Genomic DNA, 21853 nt, shown 5'->3' with positions numbered 1-21853 from the left:
GCACTCAGCCGATGCGGGTGCAGTCTTTGAGTTTGCGCAGGCGCTGATCGATCGAGCCCAGGAGCTCAATCGCAAACATCGGTGATTCCTGCACGGCGAACAGGAATTTCTCCCGGTTCATCACCAGCAGTCGGCAGGCGGTGAGTGCTTTGGCATCGCCGTAGCGGCGGTGCTCGCTGGTCACCAGAGCCCCAGCTCCGAACACGTCCCCCGCATGGATCTGCTCATGGCCGGAATCGCTGTTCCAGCTCAGCTGCACCTCCCCCTCCAGCACCCCGAACATGCACGCCCCGCTCTCGCCGGAGCGGAAGATCAGCTCACCGGGCTGCACCGTGATCACTTCGCCCTCACTGGCCAGGGCGCGGATGGTGTCGAGTGCGTTCACGGCAGAGGGGGGACGGGGCGAATCACCCGACCAGTGTGGACCAGCCAGGTCAAGAGGCGATTAAGGCCGCGAGGTTGGGGCTGGCTCAGCTCCCGCTCACCGCCAGGGCAGCCCCCAGGCCGCCGCGCACGTCGTCGGGGGCGAGGCGGCCATCGTTGTCGGTGTCGAGGGCATCGAATACCGCGTCGCTGCCCAGCCATTCCTCGCGGGTGATGCAGCCGTCACCGTCGAGGTCGTTGAGCAGAAAGATCTCGTGCACGGCATGGCCGAAGGCGGCGCCGCCCTCGAGCACCGCCAGGCGATGGGCCAGTTGGGCCTCGAGGGTTTCGATCGCCTTGCAGAACCCCCGGATGCCCTCGTCGAGCTTCTCGGTGGCCATCGGGTCGGCGCCGTGCATGGAGCGGAAGCGCTCTTCATCGAGGTGGATCTGGGCTTCGGTGGGCCCCGGATCGAAGGGGTTGAGCTTGCGCTCCAGCACGCCCTCGGTGCTGTGGAGCTCGTTGAGCAGGGCCGGGGAGATCGTGAGCAGGTCGCAGCCGGCCAGTTCGATGATCTCCTCGGTGTTGCGGAAGCTGGCCCCCATCACCTCGGTTTTGTAGCCGTAGGTCTTGTAGTAGTTGAAGATCTGGGTCACCGAAACCACGCCCGGATCTTCCGGCCCCGGATAGCTCTCGCGTCCGCTGTTCTTCTTGTGCCAGTCGAGGATGCGGCCCACGAAGGGGGAGATCAGGGTGACGCCGGCCTCGGCGGCGGCCACAGCCTGGGCGAAGGAGAACAGCAGGGTGAGGTTGCAGTGGATGCCCTCCTGCTCCAGCTGTTCTGCGGCGCGGATGCCCTCCCAGGTGGATGCCACCTTGATCAGCACCCGATCGTTGCTGATACCGGCCTGGTTGTAGAGCTGGATCAGCCGCCGGGCCTTGGCGATCGTGGCCTCGCTGTCGAAGCTCAGGCGCGCATCCACCTCGGTGGATACCCGACCCGGCACGATCTTGAGGATCTCCTTGCCGAAGGTCACGCAGATCTCATCGAGGGCCTCGCGCACCACCGCATCGGCTCCGGCATCGGCGCCCATCTCAGTGCGCGACTCGCGCAGGGAGCGGTCGATCAGATCCTGGTAGGCGGGGATCTGGGCCGCGGCCAGGATCAGGGAGGGGTTGGTGGTGGCGTCGCGCGGTGTGAACTGCTTGATCGCGTCGATGTCGCCGGTATCGGCAACAACCACGGTCATGGCGGCGAGTTGATCGAGCAGGTTGGCCATCGCTGGCGTCATTCCCAGTTTCCCAAACGCTAGCCAGGAGACTTGCCGCTCCCCATCCTGGCGGCCGGCGCTTGCGCGAATGGCCACATGGCCAGGGGGCTTCAGGCCGGCGGCGTGGCGGGCCCAGCGGCTTTGGCGGGCTGGGCCACTGGACGGGAGGGGGGGATCTGCTCCAGCACCAGCAGGGCGTCGATGATCTGGCGGGCCACAGGGGCTGCCACGGTGGAGCCATAGGCGTTGCCGCCCTGGGGCTCGTCCAGCACCACCAGCACCACGAAGCGCGGCTCTTCGATCGGCAGCAAACCCACGAAACTGGTGATCAGAGCACCGGGGATGTACACGCCCCGGTCGGCCTTCTGGGCGGTGCCCGTCTTGCCGCCGATGCGGTAGCCCGGCACCTGGATGCCGAGGCTGTCGCTGTTGGCCACCGTTTGCTCCATCCACCCCAGCACGGTGCGCGTCACCTCCGGATCCAGCAGCTGGATGCCGGAATGGCCGGTGGTGCTGGCCAGGGCCTCGCCGGAGCGCAGGCCGCGGGTGATGTGGGGACTGACCAGACGGCCGCCATTCGCGAGCATGGCGTGCAGCTGGGCCAGCTTGAGGGGGGTGAGCGAGAAGCCCTGGCCGAAGGCCGCCACCGCCGGTTCGATGGCGTGGCCGGTGAACAGGCTGCGCGGCTTGAGTTCCCCGGCCACCGCGCCGGGGAGATCGGTGTCGGGCCTGGTGTCGATGCCGATCTTCTCGAGCCACTCCCAGAAGCGCTCCCGCTTCACCTGGGCCATGGCATTCACCATGCCCACGTTGCTGGATACCTCCAGCACCGTGGCGAAGTCGATCACGCCATTGCCCTGGCGGTTGTGGTTGAAGATCGGCCAGCCGCCGATGCTCAGCTGCCCCGGGTCATTGACCGTGCCCTTCGGGTCGATCGCCTTCTCCTGCAGGGCGATGGCCAGGTTGATGGGCTTGAAGGTGGATCCGGGTTCGTAGAGATCCTGCACCGACCACTCACGGAAGAGCCCCGGATTGAATTTCCAGAACTGGTTGGGGTCGTAGGTGGGATAGGAGGCCAGGGCAAGCATCTCGCCGTTGCGCACATCCATCACCAGAGCGGCGCCGCGCTTGGCCTTCCATTTGGCCACCTGGTTGGCCAGCGCCTGCTGGCTCACCTGCTGCAGGCGCGCATCCAGGGTCAGCTGCAGGCGCAGATCGTCGCCGTACAGGGAGCCGGCCGTGAGGCCCTCCGGCAGGGGCGTGCCGTCGGCGCCGCGCCGCATGCTGAGCGTGTTCTCCTGGCGTCGGAGGTCCCGGTCGCGGCTCTGCTCCAAACCCGCCTGCGGCACCCGCTCCAGGTTGAGGAAGCCCACCACGTTGGCGAACAGGCTGCCCTGGGGGTAGATGCGCTGGGGATAGCCCTCGAGGTCCAGGCCGCTGATGCCCAGCTGGCGGATGCGGTCGGCGGTTTCCGGATCGATGTCGGTGCCCAGCTTCACGCCGCTGGCCCGGCCGACCATGCGCTCGTGGAGCAGCGCGGCCGGCTGGGCGAGAACGGGAGCCAGTCGTGCGGACACATCCTCGCGGCTGCGCAGCTTCTGGGGGTCGTCACCCGGAAAGTTGAAGTAGCGGGGGTGGGCCCAGAGGGTGAAGCGCTCCTCGTCGAGGGCCACAAGGCGGCCGTTGCGATCCACGATGGTGCGGCGCTTGCCGAGGGGCGTCTGCGACTGGGTCTGAATCGCCCGCGCCTTGGCCTCCAGGTTGGCGGTGTCGATCACCTGCAGCCAGGCCAGACGGCCGGCAAGACCCACCAGGCCGAGGCAGAGCAGGCCGTAGACGGCCAGCAGCCGTCCGGGGCTGAGACGCTCAATGGACACCACCCGATGTTGGCGGGACGTTCCCGGGCGCTGTTCGGGGAGCGGCCGGCGGGAGCGTTGCAGCGATGTGGGGGCCATGGATCCCGCCAATGGGTAACGACTCAGTAGCCGGAGGCGGCCGGATCCCAGCTCAGCGAGGCCAGCGGCAGGGCAGCGGATGCTTGGGGCGGCGCCGGTGGTGGCGGCATGAAGATCAGCCTGTCGCTGCTGGTGGGTACCAGCTGGCCCGGCTTGCCCGCTGGCTTGAGGTGGTGGCGCTCCAGCTGGGCGGCCGATTCCTGCAGGCGATGCTCGAGCACTTGAGAGGATTCAAGGGCCTTAAAGCTCTGGCCCCATTCGTTCTGCCAGTGCAGCGTAAGGCCGCTGAGGGCGAGCATGGAGAGGCCGAGCCCAGCCAGGGTGCCGTCGGCGGCCCGGTGCAGGCCCATCAGCCAAGGGGCCCGGCGGCCGGCTGCACGACCGCTGAGCGAACCGTGGATCAGTTGCAGTGACCGATGGGCCGGAAGGCTGTCGGCGGCCGGCCCTGGGAATTTGGAGGCGACCACGGGGAGAGCCGAACGCTTTGCAAGTGAACCACCCGTCCAGCCCCTCAGCAAGGCTTCTACGGGGCTTTCACATCGCCAGCAGCAACAGATTGGTGAAGGTGAAGCCGTTCCAGAGGCTGTGCATCAGCACGCAGGGCCCCAGCCGCCCGCTGCGCAGCCGCAACCAGCCCAGGCCTACCCCCAGAACCACCAGGGGCAGCAGTTCCCCGACGCTCAGATGGGCGAGGCCGAACACCAGGGCACTGACCAGCACGCCCGCCGTGCCCCCCCAGCGGCTTCCAAGAGCCGGCAGCAGCACCCCGCGGAACAGGGTCTCCTCAAACAGGGGCGCCAGCACCATCGCGGTGAACCCGAAGCACAGCAGTGCAACCGGGTCGCGGGCGGTGAGCACCAGCTCCAGCAGGGGGTTGCTGCCCCCCGGATCCCCCAGCAGGCGGTTCACCATCCAGCCCGAGAAGGCCACCAGGGGCAGCACCATCAGCACATGGCCCAGGGCAGCGGTGCTGGCCGAACCGGCGGGTCGCCAGCGCCATTGCAGCCAGCCGTTTGCGGGTTGTTGTCTGGCCAGGGGGCGCAACTGGGCGGCAAGGATCAGCAGGGGAGGCACCATCAACCCCAGGTAGAGCAGGAGCACCTGCAGGCCCTGCTGCCGCACCGGCGTGGCGTCCAGGGGGGCGAGCAGGGGCCGCAGCGCCGGCGCCAGCAGCAGCGGCACGCTCAGCTCGCCCAGTACCACGAAGCCGCCGGCGATCAGCAGGGTCACATCCACAAGATCGAGCGGCGGACCCACCAGCGCCGGGGTCGCCATGGCGCGGTGGCGAATCAGCAGCCAGGCCGGCCGCAGCAGCAGACCCAGCCCGAGCAGCAGCAGCAGCCCCGGCAGCCAGCTCACCGCCAGCAGCCGCGCCAGGGCGCGGCCTTGCCGATGGGGGTCGCCGCAGTCAGGCCGTCCTGGCTCCAGCGCCTGGCAGAGCAGCTGGCTGGTGAGGGGGCTGAGATCCTCCTGCCAGGGGTCTGTCAGAGCGGCGATTCGTGGCGGCTGGGCCGCGAGGGGCAATGGGCCGCTCTCGAGCATGGCCACGAGCGCGTGCCGCGCGGGGGGCACCTGGGCGCGCAGCCGCTCCAGCAGGGGGGCGCTGCGTTCAGGCTGCTGGCCGCGGAGCTGCAGCAGGGCCAGTTGCAGGAGCTGGTCGGGGCTGCCGGGACCGGGGTCGGCAGCCAGGGACTGCTCCAGCTGGATGGTCAGCTGCTCCAGGCTGTCGGGCCCGGCGAGCAGTGGTTTCAGCCGCTCCGGCAGGGCCGGTGCCGCCAGCACCTGGAGCTGCCGCTGACGCAGCTCCAGGGCGTTGCCCACCGAGGGGCGCTCCAGGCTCTGGAGCAGGCCGTTGATCCACAGCAGGCCGCAGAGCAGCAGGCTGAGGACGGCCAGGAGCTGCTTCCAGCGCGGAGGAGCGGCGGTCGAAGGGGGCAAGCGCAGCGGGGGAAGGGAGGCAATGGCCTGGATTCTCCCCCCTGCCGGACGGCTCCGTGGACCCGCCGGACCCTTGAGACTTGCTCCCATACGATGCCAAGGTGCAGCCCTGGGTCCGTGTCCCTCCGGATTGTGCTGGTCCGCCATGGGCTCAGCAGCTTCAACGTCGAGCACCGGATTCAAGGCCGCGACGATCTCTCATCACTCACCGAGGAGGGCGTACAGCAAGCCCTTGCCGCCGGTGCGGCCCTGGCCGATCTGCCCTTTGATGCCGCCTACAGCTCCCCGCTCCAGCGGGCCCGCGCCACGGCTGGCCATCTGCTCAACGCCCAAGGCCGGGGTCTCAGCTCCGTGGTTGAGGACGACCTGCTGGAGATTGACCTGGAACCCTGGAGCGGGCTGCTCCGCCGCGAGCTGCGCGAGCGCTTCCCGAGCCAGGAGGCCGTCTGGCGCACCGCTCCCCACACCCTGGAGCTGCGGCGCAGCGACGGCAGCACTTACGCCCCCCTGCCGGAGCTGATGGTCCAGGCGGCGCGCTTCCGCGCCCTGCTGCTGGAGCGCCACGGGATGGCGCTGGAGGGCGGCGATCAGAGCGTCCTTGTGGTGGCCCACAACGCGATCCTGCGCTGCCTGATGCTCACCCTTCTGGGTCTCGACGCCAGCGGCTTCCGGCGGCTGCGGGTGGACAACGGCTCGATTTCGGTCCTCAACCTCACTTGCGGGCCGGGCGCCGAGCCGACCGTGCAGGTGGAGTCTCTCAACGGCACTGCCCACCTCGGGGAGCCCCTGCCGCCGCGGGGAGGCGGAGCCCGTCTGCTTCTCGTGCGCCATGGGGAGACCGACTGGAACCGTCAGGGCCGCTTCCAGGGGCAGATCGACATCCCCCTCAATGCCAACGGGCTGGCCCAGGCCGACGCCGCGGGCTCGTTCCTGGCGTCGGTGAGCATTCATCGCGCCTACACCAGTTCGATGGCCCGCCCCCGCCAGACCGCCGAACGGATCCTCGCCTCCCACCCGGGGGTGCCGCTCACCGCCACCAGCGGCCTGGTGGAGATCGGCCACGGCCTCTGGGAGGGGCGCCTGGAGCAGGAGATCGCCGAGGGCTGGCCCCAGCTGCTGGCCGACTGGAAGCGGGCGCCGCAGACGGTGCAGATGCCCGAGGGGGAGACCATCCACGACGTGTGGCAGCGCTCCCTGGCCACCTGGAGCACGATCGCGGCCAGCCTCGATGCCGCCGAAACGGCGCTGGTGGTGGCCCACGACGCCGTTAACAAGACAATCCTTTGTGCCCTGCTGGGGCTCACCCCCGCCGACATCTGGATGATCAAGCAGGGCAATGGCGGTGTGACCGTGATCGACTATCCCCAGGGAGCCGCCGGCACGGCGGTGGTGGCGGCCCTGAATCTCACCTCCCACCTCGGTGGCGTGCTCGACCGCACCGCCGCCGGAGCCCTCTAGGCCGGTGCTGTCCCCCCCGCTCTGGCTGCGCCAGGTTCAGTTGCTCACCGGTCCTGGTGAGGCCCTGCAGCGCCTGGATGCCCTGATCGATGGCGAGGGCCGTCTGCAGGCCTGGGGTGAGCCGGCCGTCCGCCGTGCCGGTGAGCTGGGTCTGGAGCCGCTGGCCGCCGATGGCTGGCTGCTCGCCCCCACTCTGGTAGACCCCCACAGCGTGCTTGAGCAGCCCTTTGCGGGCACGGCCGAGACTCTCGACAGCCTGGCCCGAGCCGCGGCCGCCGGCGGCTACGGCACCGTGGCGCTGCTGCCCTGGGCCCGGCCCTGGCGGGACCGGCCCGAGCGCCTGCAGGGCCTGACCTGGCCCGCGCCCCTCCGGCTGGTGCTGTGGGGCAGCTTCAGCCTGGAGGGCGCCGATGCCGAGCTGGCCCCCCACCGCGATCAGCTGGCGGCAGGGGCGATCGGGGTGGCGGCCGGCGAGCAGGCCCCGCCGCTGCCCCTGCTGGAACGGGGGCTGCTGCTGGGGGAGCTGGCCGATCGGCCGGTGCTGGTGCCCCCGCGCAGCGCCGCACTCTGCGCCGGTGGGTTTGTGCGCGAGGCGGTGGAGACCCTGCGGGCGGGCTGGCCACCGGATTCGGTGCTCAGCGAGATCCTGCCCCTGCAGTCGCTGCTGGCCCTTGCCGCTGCCCGCCCGGACAGCCGCCTCACCGTGATGAACCTCTCCACCGCCGCCGCCGTGGAGCAGCTGCGTGCCCGCCCCGCCGCCCTGCCCTGCACGGTGAGCTGGTGGCACCTGGTGGCCGACAGCGGCAGCCTCTCCCCCGCCGAGGTGGGCTGGCGCCTGGTGCCCTCCCTGGGGGCCCCCCGCGACCGACAGGCCCTGCGGGCGGCGGCGATGGAGGGGCTGATCAGCGCCGTGGCCGTGCACCATCTGCCCCTCGATGCGGAGGAGCAGTTGTTGCCCCTGGATCAACGCCGGCCCGGTCTCGCCGGCCACGGCGCCCGTCACGGTCTGGTGCTGCCGCTGCTGTGGCAGGAGCTGGTGGAGGGCCAGGGCTGCGGGGTTGAGCAGCTCTGGCAGCTGCTCAGCTGGGGGGGCTCGACCGTTCTTGGCCTGCCCCCGGATCGCCTGGAGGCCGGCAGCCGTCGCTGGCTGCTGTTCGATCCCGGCTACGCGTGGAGCTGGAGCGGAGCCGCGTCGCTGTCGCTGGCGGCGAACCAGCCCCGGTTGGGTCAGCGCATCCGCGGGGCGGTGGTGGCCACTGGCCTCACAGACCCGGCGAGCTGGCGGTTGACGGCTCGCTCCTGATCGGCACCAGGCTGCCGACCTGGTCGAAGGGGTAGAAGCGCCAGAAGGCGCGGCCGATGATCTCCTTGCGGGGGATGAATGGGCCTCCTGGCCAGAAGCGCCCGTCCCAGCTGTTGGCGCGGTTGTCGCCCAGGGCCAGCACGTGGTCGGGAGGCACCACGGCGTTGATGGTTCGGCACGGACCCATCCCCTGGGCGTCCACCGGGCAGAGGTTCTGCACGTAGGGCTCATCGAGCCGGCGGCCATTGATGCTGATCTGGCCGAGGGGATCCACCACCACCCGCTCGCCGGGCAGGGCCACCACCCGTTTGATGTAGGCGTCGCAGGCGGGGCTGGCCAGGCCTGGCAGGTTGCCCACCACGGGCAGGTTCACCAGCAGACAGCGCAGCGGGTTCTGGTCGCTGCTGCCGGCCAGCACCGGATCGAAGCGATGGGGTGAGCGGAACACCACGATCTCGCCGCGCTGCGGCGGCTGTCTCCGGTACGTGAGCTTTTCCACCAGCAGACGGTCCTGGATCTGCAGGGCCGGCAGCATGGATCCGGAGGGGATGTAGCGGGCCTCCACCAGCACATGGCGGATGCCCAGAGCCACCGCCAGGGTGATCACCACACTGCGCCAGAAGCCCCAGGCGCTCTCGCCCCGGTGGGAGGGCGCAGCGGACGCTGCGTCCTGCTCCCGCCCCAGCTCGGAGTCCTTCAGATGGGGTTCAGGCAACGGCACGGTCTTCTCCAGGGGCCACCGCCGGCAACGGCGGCCAGGGCAGATTAGGCAGGCCTCCACCACGCCCCTGCCGATGGTCCGCCCCCGCTGGCAGCGCCCCCGTCCTCCCTCGCGCAGTGGGCTGGAGCGCAGCTGGGGCCGCTTTGTGGCGGTATGGGCGAGCCTCAACCTGGTGTGGGTGGCCTTCGATCTCACCTATGTGGCCGTGCGGCCGTTCTGGCTGCAGCGCAATCTCCAGCTGATTCCCGGCGTGCCGCTCACCGTGCCCCTGCAGGTGCTGCCCGACATCACTCCCTGGGTGGATCCGATCAAGGGAATCGAGCCCCACCGGGAGACCCAGGCCTATCTGGATCAGTTCGAGCGTCTCGATGCCGCCCTGGCCGGGGCCGCGGTTCCGTTCAGTGCCGAGCAGCGGCGTCTGCTGGAGCAGCAGGTGGAGCTCACGAACCAGATGATCGACACCAATCCCTTCCAGGGGTCGGACCAGAGCGGCACGCTGGAGAAGATCAAGAACCGCCTGCGTGACCGGGCCGACCAGGACTCCTCCAAGCAGGCCGCCGCCCAGCTGCTCAGCCCGGCCTGGCTGGAGCAGCGGCCCTGGCAGCAGGAGCGGCTCTTCTGGCGTGATCAGGTGCTGCCGCTGGTGCAAACCAATTACTGGCGCTCGATCGAGGAAAACGCCCAGCCCACCAATCAGGCCTGGCGCATCGATCTGCTGCTGTTCCAGTGGGTGTTCCTCCTCGACATCCTGCTGCGGGTGGTGCGGCTGCGCCGCCGCATCCCCGGCCTGGGCTGGCGGGATGCCCTGCTGCGGCGCTGGATCGACCTGCCGCTGCTGCTGCCCTTCTGGCGCTGGTTGCGGATCGTGCCGGTGGTGGAGCGGCTGCAGACCTCCCGGCTCGTGAACTTCGAGCCCCTGCGTGCGGTGGTGAGCCGTGGCGTGGTGGCGCTGCTGGCCCTGGAACTGTTCGAGGTGCTGGCCCTGCAGCTGATTGATGGCGTGCAGGGCCTGGTGCGCTCGCCGCGCTGGCCGCAGCGCATCCGCTCCCTGCGCAGCCATCAGGCGGTGATCCGCAGCGAGGATGAGCGCCAGCTGCTGGAACTGCTGCGCATCTGGGGGCCGCTGCTGCTCTCGGAGGTGGCCCCGCGCCTGGCTCCCGAACTGCAAAGCCTGCTGGGCTACAGCCTGCGCCAGAGCCTCGATCGCACCGTGGTGCCGCCACCCCTGCGGCAACTGAAGCCCCTGCTGCAGCTGGAATCCGGCCTCAGCAGCCAGCTGGCGGGGGGCATGGTGGACAGCCTGCTGGACCTCTCGCGCAGCACCGGCAAGCGGCTGGGCCGCACCGATGACGCCCAGCTGGAGATGCTGCAGCGCTGCATTGATCGCTTCTGGGATGAACTGGCCCTGAGCCTGGAAACCGGGCCGGCCCTGGAGCGCTCCCAGGAGCTCATCTGCGCCTTGATCGAGGGGCTGAAGAGCACGTACCTCAGTCAGATCAGTCGTGCCCGCATCACCTCCCTGATCGAGGAACTCGATCAGCTGATGGTCTCTGTGTCGCCATCAGGGGAGCCGGGGGGATGAGGGCGACTCACTCCAGCAGCAGCTGCTGCCACTCCTCGGGGCGGAAGCCGATGAGCACCCGGCCCTCCGCGGTGAGCAGAAAGGGACGACGGATCAGCCTGCCGTCGGCGGCGAGGGCCGCCAGCGCCTGATCGTCGTCCATGGCCTGAACGGTTGCCGGGCCGAGGGTCCGGTAGCTCTGGCCGCTGGTGTTCAACAGGCGTTTGCGGCCCAGCTGCGCCAGCGCCAGGCCCAGCTCCTCACGACTGGGGGGCTGAAGCGTGATGTCGATGGGATCAACCGCCAGGTGGTGGGCCTGCAACCAGGCAATGGCCTTGCGGCAGGTGCTGCAGCGGGAATAGCTGTAGAGCTTCACGGCCCCAGAACCACCGCCGCCCGGGTCACTTGCGGCCCACCAGCGCCTTGATCGCCCCCATCAGGCTGTTGGATCCCTTGCCCACGCCCTCCTCCGGGCGGGTGCGCACCGTGACGTCTCCATTGACGCTGGTGCGGCAGCTGAGGCGGAAGTTGGCGGGGCGGTCGGCCAGGTATACCTCCTCAACGTCACTGCGGGGGGAGAGGTTCTGCATGCCCTCCACCACCTCCATCACGCAGGTGCCGCACTGGCCCAGCCCACCGCAGTTGTTGAGGTTGTTCAGCCCCTTGTAGGGGTTGATGCCGGCATCGAGGGCCGCCTTGCGCAGGTTTGCACCTTCGATGCATCCGACCTGCTGGCCTTCCTGTTCGAAACGGATGGTGGGCACGGCCAGCGGGGGATGAACACGGGTTTGAACTTAGGTCCTCACAGGGGTCGATGCCTAGCATCGCCGCCAGTTGTTGCGGGTCTGTGGGAGAACATCAACCAGCCGTTTCCGCTGAGCTCGGCTCCGGCCAGCTCAGCGAGTCCCAGGGCTACGACCTGGTGGTGCAGCAGCTGATTCCCGGCTACGCCAGCCTGGCCCGCCTCGCCGTGGCCCTGCTGGCGGCATCCCCGCGGGCGGGGGAGGCCGGGGCTGGGGTGCTGGTGGCTGGTTGTGGCACCGGGGCGGAGCTGGTGGAGGCCCGGGCCCAGCGTCCCGACTGGCGGATCACCGCCATCGACCCCTCCCTGGCGATGCTGGAGGCGGCCCAGCGTCGCCTGGGCAGCGAAGGGATTCGCTGGCAGCAGGCGCGGGTGGAGGACCTTGAGGCCGAGGCCTGCTTCGCCGGAGCGCTGTCGGTGCTGGTGCTGCAGGCGCTGCCGGATGACGGCACCAAGCTGGCCTTCCTCACCGCTCTGGCGCGCGGTCTGCAACCGGGGGGACAGCTGGTGCTGGTGGACCTGATGGCCCCCGAGCGCTCCCCTCTGCAGTCCCAGGTGCAGGCCGCCTGGCTCGGCTTTCAGCGGGCCAGTGGTCTGAGTGAGCGGCAGAGCCGGCAGGCGGCCCTCACCCAGGGGCTGCACCCGATCGGCGTGTCCCGGCTCACGGCGTTGGTGAATGCGGCTGGCTTCGGCGATCCCGCCCGCATCTTCCAGGCCCTGGGCTACGAAGGATTTCTGTTGCAGCGGCCCGCCTAGCGGGCGGCATCGATGCAGCGCTGCAGCAGGGCCGGCACCGCCTCCACGTCGAGCCAACCGAGGATTTCGGTGACCCGTCCTTCGATGCTCTTGTAGGTGCGGAAGAATTCGGCCACCTCCTCCAGCTGATCGTTGGCGATCTGGCGGATGGAGGTGACCCGGCGATTGGGGATATCGGCCTCTGCCATGCACAGCAACTTGCCGTCGTGGGCGCCGCGGTCGACCATGTCGAGGATGCCGATCGGCCGGGCCCGGATCAGGCAGCCCGCAAAGGTGGGCTCCTCCATGATCACCAGGGCATCCAGGGGGGATCCGTCCTCGGCCAGGGTGTTGGGCACGAAGCCGTAGTCGAACGGATAGCGCACCGAGGAGTGCAGGATCCGGTCGAGGGCCATGACGCCGGCGAGGGCGTCGTATTCATACTTATTGCGCGAGCCGGCGGGGATCTCCACCACCAGGTTCACGAGCCCGGGCGCTGGGGATGCCGGCAGCTGGCTCAGATCCATGGAGGGTTGGTGGATCCGGGGACGGGGGGCGGGCCACCAGCACGGTGGCCAGGGGGAGCAGGATGGCCACGACGCCGAGCACGCCGCCGATGGCATCCAGAAGGGTGAGCAGGCCCGGACTGTAGGGGTCGTCGTCGTTGGACTCTGCAGCTCCCGATTGGGGTTCGCCGCTGGATGGCCTCGCAGAAGGGGACAGCCCTGGAGCGGTGACCGGTTCAAAGGTGCTGGTCATGCAGTAGATGCCTGGCTGCCGCCGGATGGGGGCAGCCGTGATGGCATCGAAAATGCCGGAATTGTTCGGCGGGAAATAGATCCCCCCATTCTGGCACCATTTCCCCCCCGGCTCAGGCAGCGGGACGGTTGTGCTGCTCGAAACGGCTGCCGTTGGGTGCCCGCCTGAGGGGTTCATCCGGCCGCGGATCGCGCTGCGGCGGATCGAGGCGGTCGAGGCGCTGGCGGATTGCCTGCAGCTCGGCCAGGATTGCGCCGAGCAGCTGCTGGGTGGCCGTGGAGGGCGAATTGAGCACCTCCACGGTCACGTCCTTGATGCGCAGCACATCGCGGGCGAATCGGGCCACCTCGTCGGGGTGGAAGAGCAGCGGGTCTTTCTGGTCGCTGCGGTATTCGGGATTGAGCCGGCGGGGGTTGAAGGGCGGGTTGAGCTGGCGCGGATCGGTGTTGCTGTAGCGATACACCGAGGCCCTGGAGCGGTTGAGTGCCCTCTGCACCTCGTCGATGCCGATCAGGCCCGAGCCAGATTCGCCTGCTGTGCTGGGCTCGCCTCCGCCCAGGTCGGCGCGGGAGGGAGCGGGAGCGAGCGGATCTGCGGGCATGGGGGAACGGCCCAGGGGGTCGGCACTGCCTGGGCTGAAGACCATGAGACGCGAATGAGACAACTGGGAATTCAGGCTGAACTTAGCAGGTGCACCGCGCCCCTGATGTGTCTTCGGTGACCGCTCCCAGAGGCAGTGGTAGCTTCCGCCCACCCTCGTCGCAAGTGGCCATGCGCGTCTCCCGCCTGATGCTGGTGACGCTGCGGGATGATCCGGCCGAAGCCGAGATTCCCTCCCACAAACTGCTGCTGCGGGCCGGCTACATCCGCCGCCTGGCACCGGGGATCTTCGCCTATATGCCGCTGATGTGGCGGGTGCTGCGCAAGGTGTCCCGGGTGGTGCGCGAGGAGATGGATGCCGCCGGCGCCCTCGAAACCCTGCTGCCCCAGCTTCAGCCAGCCGAGCTCTGGCGCCGCAGCGGCCGCTGGGCTGGCTACACCGCCGGTGAGGGGATCATGTTTCACCTTGAAGACCGCCAGCAGCGGGAGCTGGGGCTGGGGCCCACCCATGAAGAAGTGGTGACCGCCCTGGCGGCCGATCTGCTGCGCTCCTACCGTCAGCTGCCGGTGAATCTTTATCAGATTCAGACCAAGTTCCGCGATGAAATCCGACCCCGCTTCGGCCTGATGCGGGGGAGGGAATTCATCATGAAGGATGCCTATTCCTTCCATGCCGATGAGGCTTCTCTGGCGGAGACCTATGGGGCCATGGACCTGGCCTACCGGCGCATCTTCGACCGCTGCGGGCTGCGCACCGTGGCCGTGGAGGCGGACAGCGGCGCCATCGGCGGCTCGGCCAGCCAGGAGTTCATGGTCACGGCTGATGCCGGGGAGGACCTGATCCTGGCCAGCGCCGACGGCCGCTATGCCGCCAACCAGGAACGGGCCCAGTCGCTGGCGGCTGAGGCCATCCCCCTGGCTGGGGGGGTGTTGGCCGGCGGAGCTGGCCAACCGCTGGCCACGCCCGCCCAGGCCACGATCGATGACCTCTGCGCCGGCCACGGCCTCGAGCCCAGTCAGGTGGTGAAGGTGCTGCTGTTGCTGGCCCGCCTTGAGGACGGCAGCGATCAGCCCCTGCTGGTGGCCCTGCGCGGTGATCAGCAGCTCAATGAGGTGAAACTCGCCAACGCCGTGACCACCCGGCTGGGCGCCAGCCATGGGGCCCTGCTGGAGCTCACCCCCCTTACCCCCACGCTGCTGGAGCGCCAGGGGCTGGCCCCCCTGCCCTTCGGTTTCCTCGGCCCCCAGCTCGGCGATGGCCTGCTGGCCGGCAGCGGCAGCTGGGCCCCCTGCTTCCTGCGGCTGGTGGACCACACGGCGGCTGAGCTGGAGTCCTTCGTGTGCGGGGCCAACCAGCCGGATCTGCATCTGCTGGGTGCCAGCTGGGCAGGCCTGGGCCTGAGCGTGGAGGGCCTCGATCTGCGTTCCGCCCAGCCCGGCGACCGCTGCTGCCACGACCCCCTCCAGCGGCTGGAGGCCAGCCGCGGCATCGAGGTGGGCCACATCTTTCAGCTCGGCCGCAAGTATTCCTCGGCGATGGAGGCCTGCTTCACCAGCGAGGCCGGCACCAGCGAGCCCTTCTGGATGGGCTGCTATGGCATCGGCGTGTCGCGGCTGGCCCAGGCGGCCGTGGAGCAGCACCACGACGCCAACGGCATCTGCTGGCCCCTGGCGATCGCCCCCTTCGAGGTGCTGCTGGTGCCCGCCAACGCCGCCGATCCTGTGCAGGCGGCCCTGGCCCAACGGCTGTACGGCGAGCTGCAGCAGGCCGGGGTGGAGGTGCTGCTCGACGATCGCGCCGAGCGCGCCGGGGTGAAGTTCAAGGATGGCGATCTGCTCGGCATTCCCTGGCGGGTGGTGGTCGGCCGCGGTGCGGGCGACGGCCGCATCGAGCTGGTGGAGCGCAGCCCAGCCCACAGCCAGGAGCTGCCGGCCGACGGTCTGCTTGCGCTGTTGCTGCCCCGCATCGAGCAGCAGCGCTGGGGGCTGCTCGAGGCCTGATGCGGGGCCATCCTTAAGATCCAATCCCCCGCGATCCTCCCCATGGCCAGAGCCCTCTCCGTCTCGCTCCAGCCGTGGCGAGAGTCGCTCCAGCGGTGGCATGGGCGCTGGGGGAGCGCCCTGGCGGCCCTGGCCCTGGTGGGCTGTCTGCTGCTCGGCGCCTGCAGCAGCAGCACCTCCAGCCTCAGCGGCAACTACGTGGACGACACCGTGGCCGTGGCTGACAGCCTGATCGCCACCATCGCCCTCGCGCCCGACGACCCGGGCCGCAGCGAGGCGGAGACCCGCGCCCGCAGCCTGATCAACGACTACACGGCCCGCTACCGTCCGCGGTCCGCCGTGAATGGTCTGGCCTCTTTCACCACCATGCAGACGGCCGTGAACTCCCTGGCCGGTCACTACGCCAACTACCCCAACAGGCCTCTGCCCGACGCCCTGCGCGAACGCCTGACCAAGGAGCTGCAGAAGGCTGAGCGGGGTGTGACGCGGGGAGCCTGAAGCCCCGAACCCGCCAGTGGAGGCGGCCGGCCTTTACGGATTCCCCTGCAGGATGAGAGGCTCTTCGCTTGTGCTCAAAAGCGGCTTCCGGCCGCCGTGTCCTTGGCCAACGTCGTCGTCATCGGTGCACAGTGGGGTGACGAGGGCAAAGGCAAGATCACCGATCTTCTGAGCCGATCCGCCGATGTGGTGGTGCGCTACCAGGGTGGGGTGAATGCCGGCCACACCATCGTGGTGGATGGGCGGGTGTTGAAGCTGCACCTGATCCCATCCGGGATTCTCTATTCCGACACCATCTGCCTGATCGGCTCGGGCACGGTGGTGGACCCCAAGGTGATGCTCGGCGAGCTCGACATGCTCCAGGAGCTGGGCATCGAGGTGGGTGGCCTCAAGCTGGCCTCCACCGCCCACGTCACGATGCCCTACCACCGCCTGCTGGATCAGGCGATGGAGCAGCGCCGGGGCTCGCGGCGCATCGGCACCACCGGCCGGGGGATCGGACCCACCTATGCCGATAAATCCGAACGCAACGGCATCCGCATCATCGACATTCTCGATGAGGGGCGCCTGCGGGATCGCCTGGCCGGGGTGCTGGCCGAGAAGAACGAGATCCTCACCAAGCTCTACGGCCTCGAACCGCTCGATTTCGAGGCGGTGGTGGCCGAATACGTGAACTACGGCCTGCGCCTGGCCCCCCATGTGGTGGATTGCACCCGGGCCATTCACCAGGCCGCCAGGGCCCGTCAGAACATCCTGTTCGAAGGCGCCCAGGGCACCCTGCTCGACCTCGACCACGGCACCTATCCCTACGTCACCTCCTCCAACCCCGTGAGCGGCGGCGCCTGCATCGGTGCCGGGGTGGGCCCCACCCTGATCGATCGGGTGATCGGCGTGGCCAAGGCCTACACCACCCGGGTGGGGGAGGGGCCCTTCCCCACCGAGCTCGAGGGCAGCATCAACGACCACCTCTGCGACCGCGGCGGTGAGTACGGCACCACCACCGGCCGCCGCCGCCGCTGCGGCTGGTTCGACGGGGTGATCGGCCGCTATGCGGTGGAGGTGAACGGCCTCGACTGCCTGGCCATCACCAAGCTGGATGTGCTCGATGAGCTCGATGTCATCCAGGTGTGCGTGGCCTACGAGCTCGACGGCAGTCGCATCGAGTACTTCCCCAGCAGCGCCGAGGATTTCGCCCGCTGCCAGCCGATCTACGAAACCCTGCCGGGCTGGCAGACCTCCACGGCCCACTGCCGCCGCCTGGAGGAGTTGCCGGCCACGGCCATGAGCTATCTGCGTTTCCTCGCCGAGCTGATGGAGGTGCCGATCGCGATTGTGTCGCTCGGTGCCGGCCGCGACCAGACGATCGTGGTGGAGGATCCCATTCACGGCCCCAAGCGGGCCCTGCTGAGCGCCTGATGTCCCCATCCCGATCGCCTGTGGGCCTGGATCACCGCCTCGATGTCGTCGCCATCGGCAACGCCATCGTCGATGTGCTCGTGCAGGCCGAGGATCGCTTCCTCGACGACCACGGCCTCAGCAAGGGCGCCATGGCCCTGGTGGATGAGGACCAGGCCCAGCGGCTCTACGGGAGCCTGGGTGCGGGTCTGGAGACCTCCGGCGGTTCAGCGGCCAACACCGTGGCGGGCATCGCCCAGCTGGGCGGCCGGGCCGGTTTCATCGGCCGCGTGCGGGACGACCAGCTCGGCGCCATCTTCAGCCACGACATCCGCGCGGTGGGCGCCCGCTACGACACGCCACCAGCCACGGCCGGGGCCTCCACGGCCCGCTGCCTGATCCTGGTGACGCCGGATGCCCAGCGCACCATGTGCACCTATCTCGGTGCTTCGGTGGGCCTGGATCCGGCCGATCTGGATCTGGAGATGGTGGCCCGGGCCCGGGTGCTCTACCTGGAGGGCTACCTCTGGGACAGCGAGGCGGCCAAGCGCGCCTTCATCGCCGCCGCCGAGGTGGCCCGGGCCCAAGGTGGCGAGGTGGCCCTGAGCCTCTCCGACGCCTTCTGTGTGGAGCGCCACCGCGAGAGCTTTCTGGAGCTGGTGGATGGCCACGTCGATCTGCTGTTCGCCAACGAGGTGGAGATCACCGCCCTCTACCGCGTCAACAGCTTTGCCGAGGCCGTGGAGCAGGTGCGCGGCCGCTGCCGGGTGGCGGCGCTGACCCGCAGTGAATCGGGTTCGCTGGTGCTCGGCGGTGGTGACAGCCACCTGATCGAGCCGGTGACCCTGGGTCCGCTGGTGGACACCACCGGTGCCGGTGACCTCTACGCCGCCGGCTTCCTGCATGCCTACACCCGGGGGCTGGATCTGCAGACCTGCGGCCGGCTGGGCTCCCTGTGTGCCGGTCAGGTGGTGACCCAGCTCGGGCCCCGCTCTCAGGTGGATCTGCGCGAGCTGGCCCGGCGTCAGCTGGGGTTGGCGTGGGAGCCACTCTCCAGCAGCCAGGCGCCGTAGTCGGCGCTGCAGCGGGCCGGCCAGTGGATCCATTCCGGCGTGCTGTAGCTGTGCAGCTCCCGCACCGCCGCCTCCAGAGCCCCGAAGTGGTGAGCAAGGGTCTTGATCAGCAGCTGCACCTCTGCGCTGCGCTCCAGTTGTCCATCCCAGTGGTAGAGCGACAGCACCGGACGCAGGGCCACGCAGGCCGCCAGGCGTCGCTCCAGCAGCACCCGGGCCAGGGCTTCGGCACGCTCCTGGTCGGCCTCGGTGGTGAGCACCAGCACCAGTTCAGCATCCGCGGGCATGGCGGCTGTGGGCTTCAGTCCACCCAGGCTGCCAGTCGCTGCAGCAGGGCGGCCTGGCCGAGGGCGAGGGCCGTTGGGCTGCGCCCTGGCTGGCTCAGCAGCAGCAGGCGGCAGCCGTGGGCCGCCGCGAGGCGGCGCCAGAGGGATTCCGTGGGCGGCCCGGAGGCCCGCGCCAGGACTGCCTCAATGCGCCAGCGCCGCAGCAGCGCCGCCTCCACCGCCCCCGCCGGCAGCTCCGGTCCCGGCCGCGGGTGCAGGGGGGCCAGCTGTTCGGGGTGCAGGCCCGCCGCCAGAGCCTGGCGCAGGGCCTCCGGAGCGGGCAGCACCCGGGCGTGGTGCAGGGCGGCCGGGCTGCAGCGCAGCGCCTGGCCCAGCTGCCGCGAGCCGATCGCCAGCAGCAGCCGTGTGCCGGCCAGGGGCACGGCCCGCAGCGCGTTCAGATCCACCAGCTCAACCACCCCGGCAGCGGCCGGCGCTGGTGTGAGGGTGCGCTCGAGGCGGAGCAGCGGCACCCCGGCGGCGGCGCTGCCACGCTCCAGCTCCCCGTGGACCGTGCTGGCGAAAGGGTGGGTGGCATCCACCACAGCGGCGAAGGGCTCGCCCCGGCAGCGGGCCTCCAGCAGTGCCCGGGTGAGGTTGCCCTCGCCGGCCAGCATCCCCACCCGCAGCTCCAGGCCGGGATCGGGGCTGTAGGCCCGGGCGGCGGTGGCCGTGACCACGCTCACCCGCAGCCGCCAGCCCTGGGCCAGCAGCTGGCTCGCCAGGGTCGGTCCCTCGCCTGTGCCGGTGAACAGCCACAGCCGCCGGATTCTCTGCTGAGCCGGGGTGTCGTGCATCAGGATGGGCGGCGTTGCGAGGGTCAGCGGCTGTGAATCACTGTCTTCTGGAGGTCGACGTGCTGGAGGCGCCCCAGGTGCGTTACACCCAGGACAACCAGACGCCGGTGGCTGAGATGCTGGTGCAGGTGGAGGGGTTGCGTCCCGATGATCCCCCCGGCCAGCTCAAGGTTGTGGGCTGGGGCAACCTCGCCCAGGATCTGCAGAACCGGGTGCAGCCCGGCCAGCGCCTGGTGCTGGAGGGCCGGTTGCGCATGAGCACCATGACCCGTCAGGACGGCATCAAGGAGAAGCGGGCTGAATTCACGCTCGCGCGCCTGCACCCGCTGGCGCCGGGGGGCTCCCCGCAGCCCGTCGGTGCCAGCGCTGGAGCCCCGGCCGCCAGTGCGCCGGCCCCCACCCGGGCAACGGCCCCGAGGGCCGTGGAGGCCGCCGCACCCAGCTGGAACACGGCACCGCTGGTGCCCGATCTGGCGGAGGGCGACGACGACATTCCCTTCTGAGCGGCTGTGCAGGCGAGCTGATCTGCCGAAAGGTCGGCCCTCAGTCCTGCGCTTCGGGGCGTTCGCCCACCCGGTCGAGCAGTTCGCCCAGCTCCCGCTCCAGTGCGGCCAGGTCGAGTCGCCAGCGGGGCCAGGCGCCGCTGTCGATGTGGCGCAACAGCCACAGGCGGTCGGCCTGAAGCTGGCGTACCAGCTCGGCCACGCTGGGCGCCGGTTCCGCGCTCGCGTCGGACATGGACATACAGGAAGATGGCCACCATGCAAGCACTTCTCTCTCCGGGCAGCCTGGTGACGATCGCCGGTGCGTCGCTCTCGGTGATCGGCTGGTTGGGCTACGCCAGCGGCAATCCCAACCTCAGCCTGCCGACGATCTTCTACGGCATCCCGATCCTGCTGGGCGGGCTGGCCCTGAAGTCGTCGGAGCTGCCGCCGGCTGAGCGGCTCACACCACCCGAGCGCTTCCGGGAGCTGCGCGAGCGCCCCGAGAGCGAGCCGCTGCGCAAGCTGCTGGCCGATGTGCTGCGCTGGCGCTACGGCCAGAAGGCCCATCTCGAGAGCTCGCTGGAGGTGCTCAAGCTCTGGGACGAGGACAACCCGCCCGAGCTGCTCAGCGTGGAGGAGCTGGATCAGGGCGGGCGCTACGGCCTGCGCCTGCGCTTTCGCTGTGGCGCGGTGCCCTACGAGCGCTGGCAGGAGCGGTGCGATCGCCTCGGCCGCTTCTTCGGTGCGGGCCTCAGCGCCGAGCTGGAGTCGCGCCCCCCTGGCGGCCTGCAGCTCACCCTGCTCTCTGGCGCCGCCGCCCCGGCCTGACTCCCCAACGGCCATCCCGCCCAGCTCCCAGCGCCGATCCCTGCGCCCAGCATCAACCCGATCGCCAGCCATCGCCTTGAGCCCCGATCCCGCCATCAGCCATACCGATGCCCTGCGCGTGTCGGTGCTCAGTGAGGCCCTGCCCTACATCCAGCGCTTCTCCGGCCGCCGGGTGGTGGTGAAGTATGGCGGGGCGGCGATGGCCAGGGCCGATCTGCGCGATGCGGTGTATCGCGATCTGGTGCTGCTCGCCTCGGTGGGGGTGCGGCCGGTGGTGGTGCACGGCGGCGGCCCTGAGATCAACGACTGGCTGGGGCGGCTCAACATCCAGCCCGAATTCCGCTCCGGCCTGCGGGTCACCACTCCGGAAACCATGGATGTGGTGGAAATGGTGCTGGTGGGCCGCGTCAACAAGCACATCGTGAACGGACTCAACACCGTGGGCGGCCGGGCCGTGGGGCTGTGCGGCAGCGATGGCTCCCTGGTGGTGGCCCGCCCCTACGACGACGGCAACCACGGCCTGGTGGGCGACGTGCAGGCGGTGGATCCAGCCTTGCTCTATCCCCTGCTGGAGGCCGGCTACATCCCGGTGATCTCCAGTGTGGCCGCCGATCGCGACGGCCAGGCCCACAACATCAACGCCGACACGGTGGCCGGTGAGCTGGCCGCCGCCCTGCAGGCCGAGAAGCTGATCCTGCTCACCGACACCCCCGGCATCCTGCGCGACCGCGACGATCCCGGTTCGCTGATCCGCCAGCTGAGCCTGGCCGGTGCCCGCGAGCTGATCGCCGGGGGGGTGGTGGAGGGGGGCATGACCCCCAAGACCGAATGCTGCATTCGCGCCCTGGCCCAGGGGGTGGGGGCTGCCCACATCGTTGACGGCCGCGTGCCCCACGCCCTGCTGCTGGAGGTGTTCACCGATGCCGGCATCGGCACGATGGTGGTGGGCAGTGACCGGCAGCTGCGCAGCTGAGAGCCCACGAT

The 21853-nt window shown here is 69.8% G+C and carries 24 protein-coding genes; 11 read left to right on the top strand and 13 right to left on the bottom strand.

The features are described 5' to 3' along the window. Nucleotides 1-4 precede the first annotated feature (4 nt). From KBY96_RS07345 to KBY96_RS07325, 5 genes are all read right to left on the bottom strand, one after another. The gene (locus tag KBY96_RS07345) at nt 5-385 is read right to left on the bottom strand and encodes a Crp/Fnr family transcriptional regulator (RefSeq protein ID WP_254978713.1); all 381 of its coding nucleotides are present in this window, start codon (nt 383-385) and stop codon (nt 5-7) included. Nucleotides 386-470: 85 nt separating this feature from the next. After that, nucleotides 471-1643: a transaldolase gene (locus KBY96_RS07340; protein WP_254978712.1), complete on the bottom strand. Its 1173-nt coding sequence runs from the start codon at nt 1641-1643 to the stop codon at nt 471-473. Nucleotides 1644-1744: 101 nt separating this feature from the next. Next, complete coding sequence (locus KBY96_RS07335; protein WP_254978711.1) at nt 1745-3589, bottom strand: penicillin-binding protein 2; 1845 nt, start codon at nt 3587-3589, stop codon at nt 1745-1747. A 23-nt stretch (nt 3590-3612) separates the two neighbouring features. After that, nucleotides 3613-4056 (bottom strand): hypothetical protein, encoded by a 444-nt coding sequence (locus KBY96_RS07330; RefSeq protein WP_254978710.1) that lies wholly within the window; start codon nt 4054-4056, stop codon nt 3613-3615. 67 nt (nt 4057-4123) lie between these two features. Continuing rightward, nucleotides 4124-5527 carry a CPBP family intramembrane glutamic endopeptidase gene (locus tag KBY96_RS07325; protein WP_254978709.1) on the bottom strand — a complete coding sequence of 468 codons (1404 nt, stop codon included), beginning with the start codon at nt 5525-5527 and terminating at the stop codon, nt 4124-4126. Nucleotides 5528-5644: 117 nt separating this feature from the next. Here KBY96_RS07325 and KBY96_RS07320 point away from each other — a divergent pair, with 117 nt between their 5' ends. Together KBY96_RS07320 and KBY96_RS07315 are read left to right on the top strand one after the other, a co-directional pair. Further along, nucleotides 5645-6985 (top strand): histidine phosphatase family protein, encoded by a 1341-nt coding sequence (locus KBY96_RS07320; protein WP_254978708.1) that lies wholly within the window; start codon nt 5645-5647, stop codon nt 6983-6985. A gap of 4 nt (nt 6986-6989) precedes the next feature. Next, nucleotides 6990-8288 carry a dihydroorotase gene (locus KBY96_RS07315; protein ID WP_315859478.1) on the top strand — a complete coding sequence of 433 codons (1299 nt, stop codon included), beginning with the start codon at nt 6990-6992 and terminating at the stop codon, nt 8286-8288. Here the strand turns inward: KBY96_RS07315 and lepB are convergent. Then, nucleotides 8248-9003, bottom strand: a complete 756-nt coding sequence (gene lepB / locus KBY96_RS07310; RefSeq protein WP_396122291.1) for a signal peptidase I — start codon at nt 9001-9003, stop codon at nt 8248-8250. The genes KBY96_RS07315 and lepB overlap by 41 nt on opposite strands. A 79-nt stretch (nt 9004-9082) precedes the next feature. Between lepB and KBY96_RS07305 the strand changes: the two genes are divergently transcribed. Continuing rightward, nucleotides 9083-10591, top strand: coding sequence for a hypothetical protein (locus tag KBY96_RS07305; protein WP_254978707.1), 1509 nt, complete (start codon nt 9083-9085; stop codon nt 10589-10591). 7 nt (nt 10592-10598) lie between these two features. Here KBY96_RS07305 and KBY96_RS07300 read toward each other — a convergent pair whose 3' ends face one another. Further along, a complete protein-coding gene (locus KBY96_RS07300) occupies nt 10599-10946 on the bottom strand; it encodes a Spx/MgsR family RNA polymerase-binding regulatory protein (RefSeq protein ID WP_254978706.1) in 348 nt (115 codons plus the stop codon). 25 nt (nt 10947-10971) lie between these two features. Beyond that, on the bottom strand, nt 10972-11334 hold the full coding sequence (locus KBY96_RS07295; RefSeq protein WP_254978705.1) for a 2Fe-2S iron-sulfur cluster-binding protein: 363 nt from the start codon (nt 11332-11334) through the stop codon (nt 10972-10974). An 83-nt stretch (nt 11335-11417) separates the two neighbouring features. Here KBY96_RS07295 and KBY96_RS07290 point away from each other — a divergent pair, with 83 nt between their 5' ends. Further along, nucleotides 11418-12128, top strand: a complete 711-nt coding sequence (locus tag KBY96_RS07290; protein ID WP_254978704.1) for a class I SAM-dependent methyltransferase — start codon at nt 11418-11420, stop codon at nt 12126-12128. Here KBY96_RS07290 and KBY96_RS07285 read toward each other — a convergent pair. Next, nucleotides 12125-12634 (bottom strand): inorganic diphosphatase, encoded by a 510-nt coding sequence (locus tag KBY96_RS07285; RefSeq protein ID WP_254978703.1) that lies wholly within the window; start codon nt 12632-12634, stop codon nt 12125-12127. The two genes, KBY96_RS07290 and KBY96_RS07285, sit on opposite strands and share 4 nt — an antisense overlap. A gap of 344 nt (nt 12635-12978) precedes the next feature. After that, complete coding sequence (locus KBY96_RS07280) at nt 12979-13467, bottom strand: resolvase (protein WP_254978702.1); 489 nt, start codon at nt 13465-13467, stop codon at nt 12979-12981. A 170-nt stretch (nt 13468-13637) separates the two neighbouring features. On the opposite strand from KBY96_RS07280, the gene KBY96_RS07275 reads away from it, so the two are divergent. The 4 genes from KBY96_RS07275 to KBY96_RS07260 all read left to right on the top strand — a co-directional run bounded on the left by KBY96_RS07275 (nt 13638) and on the right by KBY96_RS07260 (nt 18433). Beyond that, nucleotides 13638-15467, top strand: a complete 1830-nt coding sequence (locus KBY96_RS07275) for a proline--tRNA ligase (protein WP_254978701.1) — start codon at nt 13638-13640, stop codon at nt 15465-15467. 42 nt (nt 15468-15509) lie between these two features. Further along, nucleotides 15510-15965, top strand: coding sequence for a photosystem II protein Psb27 (gene psb27, locus KBY96_RS07270; protein WP_254978700.1), 456 nt, complete (start codon nt 15510-15512; stop codon nt 15963-15965). A 96-nt stretch (nt 15966-16061) separates the two neighbouring features. Continuing rightward, nucleotides 16062-17381, top strand: coding sequence for an adenylosuccinate synthase (locus KBY96_RS07265; RefSeq protein WP_254978699.1), 1320 nt, complete (start codon nt 16062-16064; stop codon nt 17379-17381). Next, a complete protein-coding gene (locus tag KBY96_RS07260; RefSeq protein ID WP_254978698.1) occupies nt 17381-18433 on the top strand; it encodes an adenosine kinase in 1053 nt (350 codons plus the stop codon). Before KBY96_RS07265 ends, KBY96_RS07260 begins: the two co-directional genes overlap by 1 nt. On the opposite strand, the gene cutA is transcribed toward KBY96_RS07260, so the two are convergent. After that, a complete protein-coding gene (gene cutA / locus KBY96_RS07255) occupies nt 18385-18720 on the bottom strand; it encodes a divalent-cation tolerance protein CutA (protein WP_254978697.1) in 336 nt (111 codons plus the stop codon). The two genes, KBY96_RS07260 and cutA, sit on opposite strands and share 49 nt — an antisense overlap. Nucleotides 18721-18734: 14 nt before the next feature. Next, nucleotides 18735-19556, bottom strand: coding sequence for a precorrin-6A/cobalt-precorrin-6A reductase (locus KBY96_RS07250; protein WP_254978696.1), 822 nt, complete (start codon nt 19554-19556; stop codon nt 18735-18737). Between the two features lie 32 nt (nt 19557-19588). Between KBY96_RS07250 and KBY96_RS07245 the strand changes: the two genes are divergently transcribed. Next, nucleotides 19589-20059 carry a single-stranded DNA-binding protein gene (locus tag KBY96_RS07245; RefSeq protein ID WP_254978695.1) on the top strand — a complete coding sequence of 157 codons (471 nt, stop codon included), beginning with the start codon at nt 19589-19591 and terminating at the stop codon, nt 20057-20059. A 40-nt stretch (nt 20060-20099) separates the two neighbouring features. Here KBY96_RS07245 and KBY96_RS07240 read toward each other — a convergent pair whose 3' ends face one another. Further along, complete coding sequence (locus tag KBY96_RS07240; RefSeq protein ID WP_254978694.1) at nt 20100-20294, bottom strand: hypothetical protein; 195 nt, start codon at nt 20292-20294, stop codon at nt 20100-20102. A gap of 23 nt (nt 20295-20317) precedes the next feature. Here KBY96_RS07240 and KBY96_RS07235 point away from each other — a divergent pair, with 23 nt between their 5' ends. Beyond that, nucleotides 20318-20869, top strand: coding sequence for a DUF2854 domain-containing protein (locus KBY96_RS07235; protein WP_254978693.1), 552 nt, complete (start codon nt 20318-20320; stop codon nt 20867-20869). A gap of 76 nt (nt 20870-20945) precedes the next feature. Further along, complete coding sequence (gene argB / locus KBY96_RS07230) at nt 20946-21842, top strand: acetylglutamate kinase (protein ID WP_254978692.1); 897 nt, start codon at nt 20946-20948, stop codon at nt 21840-21842. The last annotated feature ends 11 nt before the right edge of the window (nt 21843-21853 follow it).

The sequence above is a fragment of the Cyanobium sp. ATX 6A2 genome (assembly GCF_024346355.1).
In the GTDB taxonomy this organism is placed as follows: Bacteria; Cyanobacteriota; Cyanobacteriia; order PCC-6307; family Cyanobiaceae; genus NIES-981.
The sequence above is the reverse complement of the archived record's forward strand: the minus strand, read 5'-3'. Positions and strand labels throughout refer to the sequence as shown.